Origin of the sequence: Paenibacillus sp. HJGM_3, from assembly GCF_045062745.1 — a bacterium.
GTDB lineage: Bacteria > Bacillota > Bacilli > Paenibacillales > NBRC-103111 > Paenibacillus_AA.
On sequence record NZ_JBJGED010000006.1, the window covers coordinates 296,928 to 310,257 of the forward strand.

The 13,330-nt window shown below is 49.9% G+C and carries 10 protein-coding genes; 4 read left to right on the forward strand and 6 right to left on the reverse strand.

Going from position 1 to position 13,330, the window contains the following annotated elements:
* Nucleotides 1–16: 16 nt before the first annotated feature.
* From ACI5FR_RS09730 to ACI5FR_RS09740, 3 genes are all read right to left on the reverse strand, one after another.
* Nucleotides 17–2,566, reverse strand: coding sequence for a DEAD/DEAH box helicase family protein (locus ACI5FR_RS09730; protein WP_405453681.1), 2,550 nt, complete (start codon nt 2,564–2,566; stop codon nt 17–19).
* 511 nt (nt 2,567–3,077) lie between these two features.
* The gene (locus ACI5FR_RS09735; protein ID WP_405453684.1) at nt 3,078–3,719 is read right to left on the reverse strand and encodes a response regulator; all 642 of its coding nucleotides are present in this window, start codon (nt 3,717–3,719) and stop codon (nt 3,078–3,080) included.
* 30 nt (nt 3,720–3,749) lie between these two features.
* Nucleotides 3,750–5,876 (reverse strand): GAF domain-containing sensor histidine kinase, encoded by a 2,127-nt coding sequence (locus ACI5FR_RS09740; protein ID WP_405453687.1) that lies wholly within the window; start codon nt 5,874–5,876, stop codon nt 3,750–3,752.
* 223 nt (nt 5,877–6,099) lie between these two features.
* On the opposite strand from ACI5FR_RS09740, the gene ACI5FR_RS09745 reads away from it, so the two are divergent.
* From ACI5FR_RS09745 to ACI5FR_RS09760, 4 genes are all read left to right on the forward strand, one after another.
* Nucleotides 6,100–6,672: a hypothetical protein gene (locus tag ACI5FR_RS09745; RefSeq protein WP_405453689.1), complete on the forward strand. Its 573-nt coding sequence runs from the start codon at nt 6,100–6,102 to the stop codon at nt 6,670–6,672.
* A gap of 207 nt (nt 6,673–6,879) precedes the next feature.
* Nucleotides 6,880–7,566: a response regulator gene (locus ACI5FR_RS09750; protein WP_405453692.1), complete on the forward strand. Its 687-nt coding sequence runs from the start codon at nt 6,880–6,882 to the stop codon at nt 7,564–7,566.
* Entirely contained in the window at nt 7,563–8,921 is a 1,359-nt protein-coding gene (locus tag ACI5FR_RS09755; RefSeq protein WP_405453695.1) for a sensor histidine kinase, read from the forward strand. The genes ACI5FR_RS09750 and ACI5FR_RS09755 overlap by 4 nt, the downstream gene beginning before the upstream one ends.
* 143 nt (nt 8,922–9,064) lie before the next feature.
* Nucleotides 9,065–9,580: a hypothetical protein gene (locus ACI5FR_RS09760; protein WP_405453698.1), complete on the forward strand. Its 516-nt coding sequence runs from the start codon at nt 9,065–9,067 to the stop codon at nt 9,578–9,580.
* A 77-nt stretch (nt 9,581–9,657) separates the two neighbouring features.
* On the opposite strand, the gene ACI5FR_RS09765 is transcribed toward ACI5FR_RS09760, so the two are convergent.
* From ACI5FR_RS09765 to ACI5FR_RS09775, 3 genes are read right to left on the reverse strand one after another with little or no spacing between them, the layout of a single operon-like run.
* Nucleotides 9,658–11,181, reverse strand: a complete 1,524-nt coding sequence (locus tag ACI5FR_RS09765) for an extracellular solute-binding protein (RefSeq protein ID WP_405453700.1) — start codon at nt 11,179–11,181, stop codon at nt 9,658–9,660.
* 30 nt (nt 11,182–11,211) lie between these two features.
* A complete protein-coding gene (locus ACI5FR_RS09770) occupies nt 11,212–12,096 on the reverse strand; it encodes a carbohydrate ABC transporter permease (RefSeq protein WP_405453702.1) in 885 nt (294 codons plus the stop codon).
* 10 nt (nt 12,097–12,106) lie between these two features.
* Entirely contained in the window at nt 12,107–13,042 is a 936-nt protein-coding gene (locus ACI5FR_RS09775) for an ABC transporter permease (RefSeq protein WP_405453704.1), read from the reverse strand.
* Nucleotides 13,043–13,330 lie beyond the last annotated feature (288 nt).

Consider the following 13,330-nt stretch of genomic DNA (forward strand, 5'->3'; position numbering starts at 1 on the left):
TTGTAATCCCTTCATCTCAGTTTGTAAAACGGCTTAGGTGTACATTATCTGTAATGTAATCAATGACCATTTTAGCATTATCCGTACCCAACGCTTTTAGGTCACCAATTGAAAAAGTAGGACAATTGGCTAGCAACTGAGGATTCCTATCCTCAAAAATTCTTCGCACTTGTTTATCAGTTAAATATACTTCAAAAAAAATCTTTACTTCATAATACTTATCTGGACTAAAGGCTTTTGTTTGTTTAAACTGCTCAAACTCATCTTCAATCAACTGCTGCTTCGTTTTAAAGCCAGGAATAAAACCAAATATTTTATCCAATATTTCCCTTAAATTGATCCGCCGATCAAGATCAATGGCTCGTCTTAATTTCTCAATATCAATATAATCATCAGGTTTATTGAAAAGCTCCTGTATGATATAATTCTCTGCTACCGAATAATTCCCTTGCTCTACTTGTTCCCTAATAAATTCATCGTTACGAACTCTTTCTTCAAATTTCTCATACAACTTACGGTCTATTTTCATTCCCTCGAGACCGATTTGTGTTTCCGTTAAAAGCTTAATTGAATCTGGAACTCTTGACTCAAACGGTTCAATATTACCAGAGTGCCCACTCTCTCCCTCACCGTGACTACTTTTTCCATTTATTTGTGGTAACTTAATAACCTCATCGTAATCGAATTGCTCCTCAAAATACTCACAGTTTCCAAAAAAATCGAAGAGCTTGAAAGTTGATTTTTCTTTCGTAATAATTTCTTCATTGCCACCACTTGTCTTTTTATACTTAAAATCGTAAATACGTGTGCCGCGGCCTTTTATTTGCACAAAATCACTAGGTGAAAAAATTGGGCGCATCAACACTACATTCAGCAAGTCAGTACAGTCATATCCCGTTGTCATCATTCCTACTGTTACACAAACCCTTGTTTTAGAACTTCGATAGTTTTCCAAAAAAGAAGTATGTCCTCTGAGGTTATTATTTTGAAAATTTACCGTATACATCTGAGCATTAGGAATGTCAGATGTAACCTGTAATGCAAAATCGGAATTGTATTTTCCCGGATACATAATACTAGCATGTTCATTCAAGATTTGCGTAATTTTTGAAGCATGTTTTCGGCTCACACAAAACACAATCGATTTACCTATTTCGCCGGAAATCGGATCATGTAATGAGTTCTCCAGAAATACTTTACAAAATGCGTGGTTAGTATTTTCTGAAAAAAACTTTTTTTCAAAGTCGCGGCCATAGAAAGTTACTTCTTCATCCTCATCTTCAGAACCAATACCCTTATTGACAACAGCATACCCTTCTTCCGAAAGTAATTTTGTCGTTATTTCAGTACGAGCATCAACAACAGTTGGATTTACAAGGAATGGGCCATCAGGATCATTTACACCGTCGAGCAAACTATATCTAAATGTAGGCTCTCCACTTTCACAGCCAAATGTTTCGTAAGTATCTAGTAGCTGGCGTTTTTCCCATGCCCGTGGATCGGTCGACTGAAGATGGGTTACATCAACATTCTTAATATAATCCTTTGGAGTTGCCGTTAATCCCAGTTTATAACCTAAAAAATACTCAAAAACAGCTCTAGAATTTCCACTTATACTTCTGTGTGCTTCATCGGAAATAACTAAGTCAAAATCTGTTGGTTTAAACAATCGTCGATACTTACTGTTGAATAATAAACTCTGAACAGTAGTTACAACAATATCTGCCTTCCGCCAATCCTCTTTATGATCTTTAAGTATTACAGTATTATAGTCGTTTTTCAAATAATCTCTAAAGCTCTTTTGTGCTTGATTTTCAAGTTCCAAACGATCAACCAAGAATAGAACCCGCTTAGCGTTTCCAGTCCTTAAAAACAATTTAATTACTGCGGCAGATACTAAAGTTTTTCCTGTGCCAGTTGCCATTTCAAAGAGATATCTCGTCTTGCCCCTCTTTGCATTTTCTTGCAATGCTTTTATTGCTCTCTGCTGATAAATACGCAAAAACCTTAAACCGTTTTCAAGGATAAACTGGCTTCTTGTTTCTGGATTGACGTACTTAGGATCACTTTCATATCGGGGCATCTGAGTAATCGCTATGTAATCGTGGCCAACTGACTCATTACAAAGGCGGGACGGATCAGTAGAGAATGCTTTACTGCTTTTTAATGATTCATAACTTGGAAACGCAGTAATTAATTGAGGATTACCTTTTTCTATATTCCAGAAATAATGTAAATTACCATTAGATAAAATGACATATTTGACATACAGACTCTTGGCATATTCTCTCGCCTGCTCTTTTCCTACTATTGGACTTTTAGCTTCGGACTTGGCTTCTAGAACAATAAATGGCTTACCGTTTTCATCAAGTAACAGAAAATCCGCAGAACCATTTACTGTTTTTTCAAAGTCTTCACCCATTTCGTCAACTTGTTTTCGGCTAATTTTTACGTTTTGCTCTACAACAACATTAGCAGGTTTCGAGTCTTCATCAAAAAATCTCCACCCTGCTTCAGCAAGCATCGCATTTATTTTAATTCTTGCTTTTGCTTCTTTATTAGCCATAATCGTACCCCCAATATAAATATTTTACATGAATATTGCTGATATTGTTCAAGTTTAAATAAACCAATTTATATTATTCTCTTTTATCACACCGTTGCATGCAGTTTTACGGCAACTTTAGGGCAACTCATCGAAAACGCCTCTGTTTTACCAATTCCGCAAACACTGTATCAGTCTAAAACCCTTATAAATCAAGGAACTTCAGACATCTGTATCACTTTTTACAAGCAACGCGACATTTTCAACGTGTGTTGTATGCGGGAACATATTAATTACTAAAGTCTGATGCATCTTAAACATACAAAACCAGACCTCATGCGGGCGGGTTCCTATGCTGGAGGTGAACCAAGGCGGTGCAAAACCACAATTTTCCGCCGCGTTCCGATTCAAAAATCACGTCATTCCTTACAGTTGGTACGGATTTATTTCGGGAGTTTCAGAATGAGCAGGACGGATGGGTTACCGTTCCACATGGACTAAGCGAGTTCCTGCGTCTACAGAATACCCTCAGTCAATTCTCCAACGACTCCTTCAACAGACGCTTCGCTTCATGCCGGTCCGCGACCTGCAGCTTGTTCAAGATCGTGGAGATGTTGTTGGCCACGGTTTTGGCGCTGATATAGAGGCGGGCGGCGATTTGAGCGTTCGTCTCGCCTTCCGCAATACGCTCCAGAATTTCCATCTCCCGCTTGGACAGCTCGGCCAGAGCCGGATGGTCCGTCTTGATGGCCGCCTGGGGAGCCGCGAAGTAGTGAATCATCCGCGCGGCGATGTCCGAGCTGAACACCGCCCCGCCGCTGCCCACCATCCGGATCGATTGCAGCAGCTCGGTCTCGTCGGCATCCTTCAGCACGTAGCCTTTGGCTCCGGCCCGCATGGCCGTGAACACGGATCGATCGTCCTGGAACATGGTCAGCATCAACACTTCCACGCGCGGGAACCGTTCCTTGATCAGCCGGGTCGCCTCGATCCCGTTCAATCCGGGCATGCGGATATCCATCAAGATTAAATCCGGCTGCAGCGCAGCCGTCAGCTCCAGCGCTTCATCGCCGGACGCTGCTTCTCCCACGACCTCGAGATCCTCCGTAGTTTTCAACAAATTGCGAACACCGTTCCGAAACAACGGATGGTCGTCGGCGATGACAATCTTCATCCCTATCTCCCCTTTGCCAAAGTGCCTTTCCTACAGCGGCAAAACCGCGAAAACCCGCGTTCCGCCTTGCTCCAAGCTCTCGATCGTGCATTGCCCGCCCAGCTCCGCGGCCCGTTCCCGGATCGATTGCTGGCCGATGCCTCCTTTACCGGCGGCAGCGGCTGCCGACCTTATGCTGCAGGAGATCCCATTGTCCGTGATTTCCACCGTCATCTGATGCGAGGCATGGACGTCCAACCGCACCGTGCATGACGTTGCTCGCGCATGCTTGATTACATTCACGACCGACTCGATGACGATGCGATAAGCCGCGACTTCCACCGCTGCGGGCAAGGGTGGCAGCGGCGTCGGCGCCTGCAGTCCAATCCGCAGCGGCTCGGTTCCCTGCTCCTGAGCCAGCAGCTGAGCCGGCTTGGACAGCTCATGAATCCGCTCCTGAATGGCGCCGATCAGGCCCAGTTCATCCAGGGTCGGCGGACGCAGATCATGGACCATCGTCCGGATCTCATGCACGGTAGAGCGGATGACCTGCCGCAGGTCGGTCAGCATTTCAATGGCGGTCGAGGGTTCCTTCTCTACGTATCGCTGCGCCGTGGCCGCATTCAGAGCCAGCGCTGCCAGCCTCGGGGCGAGGTCGTCGTGCAGGTTCTTGCGGATCTGGCGGCGTTCTTCCTCCCGGGCCAGCACCAGCTTCTCGCGGGACTCCTGCAGATCCTTCGCCAGCAGCTTCATGCCCAGCGTCATGTTCACGTTCTCGACGATCGGCCCCGCCTGCCGCAGCAGAACGTCGAGGAACTTGTAGTCCTCCGGCGAGAAGGCTTCTCCCGGTGAACGGCTGGCAATATAGAGGGTCCCGAGCTCTTCTCCCCTATGAATAACAGGAAAAGCATGCAGCTCGTTTACCGACTCTCCTGCAGAGGCTACCATCTTTTCCTCACCGCTGACGCCGATGGAAATGCCCGTATAAGGAAGGCGCAGCGCTTCTCGAACCGTTCGGACGACAGCGTCCAGCATAGCCTCCGGCGCGAGCGGCTGGATCAGCTGATTGCCGAGCTCCAGGAGCACGGCATAGGGATCGTCGTGCCGGCCTTTCATCAGCCGGTTAATTTGGCGCTGGAGCCACTCCTTGAGCGGTGCGAACGCAACGGCAACCACGGCGGTGGCCAGCAGGGAGACGATGAAATGGTCCTTCGTGCGAAACAATTGGCCCAAGTAGAGAACGGCAAAGGTATACAACAGGACGACGCAGACGGACAAGGCCGCATAGACGAGCGTCCGGTTCACCAAAGGATCGATGTTCCATAGCCGCTTGCGCAGAATCGCCATCATCAGCGTAATCGGGATGGCCGTCAAAGATAAGTTAAGGACCGCATTCAAGATCACATAGGTGAGGGCGGAGCCGTTGTTCAAGCCGGGATCGAACAGGATACTCATACCCACAAAACCGACAAACCCGATCGAAACCCCGTACACGACCCATTTGGTTTGCTGCCGCTGCACAGGCTGGGACACCTTGCGGAACCGGTAAACCTGCGAATAGATGAGGATCATCGTAGAGCCGACATACCACACCAATGTAATGTACTCCGGCACGTCAAGCGCATCCCACATTTGGCCGCGATACACCAATTGAAGCACATCGACAGCGACAATAAGGAGGAAGACCCAACGGGTCCATCTAGGAACGAAGCAGCCATCGGGAAAAAGAAAGAAAAACAACGACATCGAAATCCAGCCCAGCATCGAGACCAGCATGAACCCGTTTTGCGCGAAAACGCTGCCCTCCGTGGCGACCATCGCGAGCGAAGGGAAGGAAGTGCCGAAGGCAACCATCGCGGCGGCGGCCAGCAGGCCCATCGGTTCTCGGAACCCCTTCCACAGGAGGACCGCGGACGTCGCATAAAACACAAAGGTAAAGACGCAATCGATCAGAACGAACAGAAGGGCGTAGTTCTCTAAGGTAAGCCCTGGATCGGGAATCCACATGGCGGGCACGGAATTCCCGCAACCCTGGACGATGCAGGTAGTAACCAAAGCGTTGTAATACCGCGGAATGCTGGCGATATACATTCCCATCGTGATGACGCAGAAGCTCAGGACGAGCAGCTGCAGGCTGGCCCATCTCCAAGGATTAGACTTTCGGACTTCCCGTACCATACCCTGCACGCCTTCCTGAACCGTTGATATAGCTAATTATAGCTCCCGCCCTCAGGGTTGAATATGGATGGTGGATAATTTCCCGCCGGCCTTCCCGCCTTATCCCGAAAATGGCTCCCGCACTTCCCGGTAAATCGGGAATGGACCTCTCTGGTGCACGGGAATTCCCACCTCGTATGATGAGTATCGTAGCAACGCGAAAACCTACTGGAGGCTGAGAATAATGAATGACAAACAAATTATCAAATGGCTGGGCATGATATGCATCCTTGCGGGAATTACGCGGATCGGCATGACGCCCACTTCCCTCATTTGGGGAACGGACAGTCCTCAAGAGCTGACTTTCGGATTGACGGCTTGCATCCTGATGTCGGTCGGCACGATCGTCACGTACATGGTGCAGTCCCGTGAAACCGGGGTAACGGGCTTCATTACGACGCTCGCTATCATCATTGGGAACATCGTTACGACCGCCATGGTATGGACCCAATTCACTGCAGGCGCCGGCGCCCCCATGCCTGAGGGCACTTTGGTCGACATCTCCAGGGCTATTATGATGGTTGGCATGATGGGGGGATCGCTCCTGTTCGCGATTCTTACCTTCCGGGCCCGAGTATTTCCCCGCTGGGTTCCGGCCCTGCTAGTCTTGATGATTCTGAACCTCTTTCTTCCGATTGCGGACAACAAATTCTTCGCCGCTTTCTGGGGAATCGCCTATGTAGGAATGGGCTACTGCGTCTGGGCTGGGAAGTTGAATCCGTCTGCGGCCCAGAGAGCCGAATCCTTGAGCGCTTAATATCGGCTCTCCTACTCCAATAAGGATGCCCCAGGGCATCCTTTTTCGTTGTACAACCGGGTTACATTCCATATTCGCTGATCATCCTTATACTACCGGTGAAATGTTGTGAACGGATGAAATTTCGGCAGGATTCCCGAAAACCGGGATAAGCTGTGTATAATGATGAGGACAATATCGATGGAAATGAACTCGAGGGGGATCGGGATGTCTCATACATTGTTGTTAGTGGATGATGAAGACAAGGTTCTGGAGTTTATGGAGCCGTTCTTACGCCAGGAAGGATTCCAGATCATCACCGCCAAAACGGGAAAAGAAGCCTTGCTCAAGGCCAGGGAGAAAGCCCCCTCTCTTGTCGTACTGGATTGGATGCTGCCGGAAATGCGCGGGATTGACGTCTGCAGGGAGCTGCGTACGATGAGCCGGATGGGCATTATCATGGTCACGGCCCGCACGGAGGAGATGGACAAGATTATCGGGCTCGAGGTGGGGGCCGACGATTATATAACGAAGCCGTTCTCCCTGCGGGAACTGGCCGCCCGGATCCGCTCCGTGCTGCGCCGGCTGGATGGACAGGACACCGCTCCCCCCTCTCTCCAACGCGGAGGGTTGACGATATCCGAGTCGCAATGCCGCGTATGGAAACAGGGGGAAGACATTCTCCTCACCCCTACGGAATTCAAATTATTGCTCACCCTGGCCGCCAAACCCGGCATAGTTTACAGCCGCCTGCAGCTGCTGCAAGCCGCGTTGGAAGACGATATTCTGAATGACGAGCGTACGGTCGATGCCCATATAAGCCGGCTGCGCAAAAAAGTAGAGGATGATCCATCCAACCCGGTCTATATCCAAACGGTATACGGTTTCGGCTACCGGTTCGGTGAACGGTCATGACCGTTAGCCGTAAGCTGTTTCTAACGATCGCATCGTTTATCGTCGCAATGGGGTTGGTGTTTGCCCTGCTGACCCAATTGGTGGTGATTGGCATTCTTCATTACATGGCCGATGTAGACCGAGACGAAGAAATCAGGGTACTATCGGCACAATTCGCAGACTATTACGATCAACACCAGTCATGGAACGATGTTCAACAACTTAGAGTGAACGAGGAGAATTGGAACCGATACCGGGATGCATCCTTTGTATTGGTATCCCCGGATCAAAACTTGCTGTATGCAGCGGGAACGGCCGGTTTCGAAACCGTGAAGAGGTTGGGCCTCCAAAGCGAGGTGCAGCTGCATGGGGCAACCATTGCCCATTTATACTACTATGACCGGGAAGTATCCAAGTTTTCTGTTATGAGACTAGGGATCAACAGCTCCGTCATCTTATTCTTGACGGCCGGTACCGTAATTTTTGTCCTTCTCTCCCTCTTGGTTGCTTACAAGGTTTCGAAGCGTTTGACGGCCCCGTTGAATGTTCTGTTGCCTGTTATTGACCGGCTAGGCAAAGGCGAGTTCGGAGTTCAGGCTCCTGTACGAACCCAGGATGAGTTCGGCAAGATTGCGAATGCCTTCAACGACATGTCGGTCCAGCTCCATAGAGCCGAAGATCTTCGTCGCAATCTGGTAGCGGATGTTGCCCATGAGCTGAGGACGCCGATTACCATCATTAGGGGTAAGTTAGAGCTCGTCCAACAAGGTGGAACCGCCATTGAACCGGAAAGCTTGCTTCCCCTGCAGGATGAATTAATCCGATTGACACGTCTCGTCGACGATCTTCACCAGCTATCGCTGGCTGAAGCGAACAAACTGTCCTTGGACCTGAAACCGACTGCGATCCTCGCCTTATTGAATCGAGTGATAGAGCACGTTTCTATAGATGCGGAGACGAAAGGCATTGCGATCACGCTTTCTTCTTCGGATTCCGTCCGCACAACCATTATTCAGGCCGATTCCCACCGGTTGACCCAAGTCTTCCTCAACCTGGTCGTGAACGCCGTCCGGTATACCCCATCCGGGGGACAGATCCATATTACCGTTGAGAAGGAATCCGCGGAACATACTGGAACCAACAGGCTCCGGATTTCCATTGCCGATACCGGGGTCGGAATTGAACCGGAACACCTTCCTTTTTTGTTCAACCGGTTTTACCGTACCGACGAAGCGCGCACCCGTAACCAAGGGGGAATGGGGTTGGGGCTGGCGATCGCCAAAGAGTTCGTCTTGGCTCATAACGGTACGATCGACGTGGAAAGCATCCCCGGTCGAGGCACGACCTTTGTCATTCGATTGCCGGTCCTTCTTTAGCTCCAGGGTCCACTCTCTCCTACAATTTCACGGAAACTGTAACGGATCGTCACAAGTTCACAACATAACTTTGTTATGGTTATGGGGAGCTCATAGGCATAACAAAAATCGTTGCATTTGTGAGATAGGAGAGAATGAGGATCATGGCTTATAGATTAACTCAGAAGAAAAAACACTTACTCGTAGCCATTCATGTGATTTCCGTGGCTTCATGGATCGGTGGAACCTTGGGCATGTTAGTTTTAGGGTTATATTTACAACTCGGGGAGAATGGAGAACAGCTGCATTATACATTGGCTAGCATGGAGGTCATCGATGAGAATTTGCTCAAGTATCCGGCGTTGATGACTTTATTTACCGGGATTTTGCTATCCATATGGACGCAATGGGGACTTGTGAAACATTATTGGGTCACCATTAAACTGGTCGTGACGATTCTTACGATTATGATTGGGATTCTCTTTCTTAATAAATGGACGGCCCATCTGGGAGAACTGGTAAAGGACATGGGCTTCGTTTCCTTAGAAAATAACGATTTTAACTCTACCTGGTTGTCGATGATTCTCACATCAAGCTTCAATTTATTATGCTTATTCGCCATGGTGTTCATTACTTATTACAAACCGTTTGGGAAAATCAGAAAAACGGCCCGAAACTAAGATCTGCAAGCAACGACAGCGAGCAAAACAAAGGAGACACCTCTTGAGGTGTCCCTTTTGCGCCCTAACTAACCCGCCTACTTCACGAGTCCCTTCTTCTTCAGGAACTCATTGAACTGCTTGGTAACCTCCGCTACGTACTTCTCCTCGCCGGCTTTCTTCAAACGATCGGATACGGTCGGCCAAGTGGCGTCAAAATCCAGGGTTCCGGTCGTCAGGCCCTTCCTGTACTCGCCCCACACCGCATTCAAGTTGGCGATTTCCGTGCTGACCGGGTCGGAATTGAACTTGAATGCGCCTACCGGGTTCACGTTCGAGGTGCCGTTGATTTTCTTCGTTTGCTCCCAAACGTCGGCCGGCTGGCCTTCCTTCAGATACGAATTGAACACGCTGCCGAAGATCCAGTCCATGTTCGGCTTATACCGGGAATCCGCCTTCGCCTTGACGACATTATCGGACACCTTGTCATAGTGGGTACCCTCGATCCCGTTGCTCAGCAGATTGTAGAGCGTCTTGTCGGTGTTGACCAAGTCGAGAAGCATCATGGCCCGCTCCGGATTCGCGGATGTCCGGCTGATCGACTGATTCGTGGTGGCGGAATAGCCGTTGGAGAACCAGTCCGTTACCGGAATCACGACCACGTCATTGCCGCCGTTCTTCGCCTTCACTTCCGCTTCAACGCCCGGTTTCAGAACATTGTTGAAGATAACCGCCATTTGTCCCTTTGACTCGTAGTCCGTCATCTTGGCCGTTGCCGCATCCTTGAATATATAACCCGCTTTGTACCACTTGCTGGCCAGACGGAAATTGTCGAGGTCCTCTTCCGGGTACCGGTAGAGCTTGTAGGTCGGATCCCCCTTCTTGATATAGAAGTGATCGTCAAGCCCCGGCACGACCCAGAACTTCTCGGCGTTCAAGCCGGTGACCGCGCTGGAGAACGTGCTGCCGAACGGAATGATGTCGGACTCATTCTTCTTGATCTGCTCCAGGAACGGCTCGAGATCGGTAATAATCTTGATGGAGTTGACATCCAGCTTATACTTGTCCACAAAGCGCTTCTGCACGATAAAACCAAGGCGATTCCCGTTAATTTGCTGATTGGGGATTCCGTAAATTTTGTCGTCTACCGTCAGTCCGTCCCACATGACCTGCGGGACGTCCTTCTTCAGATTCGGCGCATATTTCGTCAGGAGATCGTCGAGCGGCTGGATGGCGCCTTTACGTACGAGCTCCTCCGGCTTGAGCAGATACCCGTCCCACAGAATATCGAACTTCTCGCCGGCCGCCAAAATGGTGTTCATCTTCTGGACATAGTCGCCGATCGGCACCGGCATCAGCTTGACAGTCGCGTTCAGCTTTTCCTGGGTGATCTTGTTGACGGTCTCCTGTACCGTCGCTTGATCCGGCTGCAGCTGGGACAGAGGGTAATACCACGTCAGCTCGACCGGGGACAGCTTCGCCGTGGCGCCGGGCGATGGCGACGCGCCGCCGGCAGGCGAAGCGCTTCCTGCAGCGTTAGATCCATCGTTGCCTTTCCCGCACGCCGCCAATACGGTGGCGGCCAGCGTTAGCGCCAGCGATGCCTTCATCCAATTTTTCATGTACATGACCTCCTGTATTCTTCTTTTATGTTAACCCTTGAGGGAGCCAACCGTTAAGCCTTTTACAAAAAAACGTTGGAAGAACGGAAAGATGACCAGCATCGGCCCACCGGCCAGAACCGCAATCGCCATCCGGGCGGAGTTATTCGGGAATTCCGAGAGATTGATCCCCATCTGACTGGAGAACTCCGCATTGGTCGTCAAGAAATCCATGCTGTTCAAGATCCGCACCAACAGGAGCTGAAGCGGAACGAGCTTCTGATTGTCGATGTAGAGCATCGCATTGAACCATTCATTCCAATAGCCGAAGGAGATCAAGAGCCCCATTGTAGCGAGTGCCGGTTTGGACAGCGGGAGAATCACGGTGAAGAAAATCCGGAATTCCTTCGCGCCGTCGATTTTGGCGGATTCGATGATTTCCAGCGGAATCTTGGACATGAACCCTTTCATGACCATGATGTTAAAAGGAGACAGCAGCGCCGGAAGAATCAAGGCCAGCAGCGAATCCTTCAGATGCAGGTACTGCGTCATGAGAATGTAGGTCGGCACAAGACCGCCGCTGAACAGCATGGTGAAGAAAACATAGAAGGTGGTAACCCGGTTGTATCGATAGTCCCTTCTGGAGATGACGTAAGCGGTCATCGCCGTCACGAGCAGCCCGCACAAGGTGCCGACCACCGTGATGAAGACCGTAATGCCGTAAGCCCGCAGCATAATTTCCGGCGTCTGAAGAATGTAGCGGTACGCATCGAGACTGAGCGTCTCCGGGATAAAGGAATAGCCGTTCTTGAGAATGCTGCTCTCGCTCGTCAACGAAATGACAACGACCAGAACGAAGGGCAGCACCATCAGAATGGAAATGATCGCAAACACCAAATGGATAACGCCCTGATGCGGTTGGAATTTTTCTTTCATAGCTGCCTCCTTACCATAGCGAGTGATCCGGATTGATCTTTTTGACAATGCCGTTGGCCACGAGGACCAGCACCAGCCCTACAACCGACTGATAAAATCCGGTAGCGGCGGACATCCCGACATTGCCCAGCTCGCGAAGGGAACGGTAAACGTAGGTGTCGATGACATCGGTAGTCCCATAGATGAAGCCGGAATTATTGGGAATGAAATAATGCAGACCGAAATCTCCGCGGAACATGCCTCCGATCGACAGGATCAGCATGATGATGACGAGCGGCGCCAGCAGCGGAATCGTAATGCGCGTGGCCATTTGCGTTTTGGTGGCACCGTCGATCTTAGCCGCTTCGTAATAATCGCTGTTAATGCCCATAATCCCCGCAAAATAAATCAGCGTGGAGAACCCCACGGCCTTCCAGATATGAAAAAGAACCAGAATAAACGGCCAGGCACCCGGCTTCTGATACCAGCTCACGGGGTCCATCCCGAACGAAACGAGCAGGCGGTTCAGAAAGCCCTCTGAATGATTCAGGAACGCATACGCGATATACCCCACCAGCACCCACGAGAGAAAATGGGGCAAAAACAGCGACGTCTGATAAACCTTCGTCCACTTGGCCCGGATTTCGTTAAGTAGAACCGCAAACAGAATCGCGATGCAGGTCGTGAGCAGGATGTAGCTCGCGTTGTACAAGATCGTATTGCGGGTGATTCGCCAGGCGGCGTCCCCGGTGAACAAGTATTTGAAGTTATCCAGCCCTACCCAGTCGCTTCCGAATATCCCCTTGTCATACCTGTACTTCTTAAAGGCAATGATTAATCCGACCATGGGAAGGTACGCGAAAATCAGCTTGTACACGATTCCCGGTACGGATAATAGGAACAGCTCCCGATTTTTCCAGAAATGCTGCAGCTCTCTCCCTGCAAACGATTTTTGTTTATTGCGCATTGATTGGTTCCTCCTGTCCGATACGCTTGCTGCGGTCTGGTAGGTCTAACAATAGGGCAGGAACGGCAGGAACGGTACTGTACATACGCAAGATTGTTGTAAAATCACCTGTACATATTCCGTTTTGCTGACGCCGAGGGCGCTCTGCATGCTGTACAGTCGAGGTAAGCCCGGGGCCGAGCCACACTGGACGAAAAAGAAAAGCCCTCCGTTCTTAGAACGGAAGGCTAGATCACGATATAGTCCGATGCTTCAGGAATGGCGGTAGATCGCCGACTTGAGCCGGTA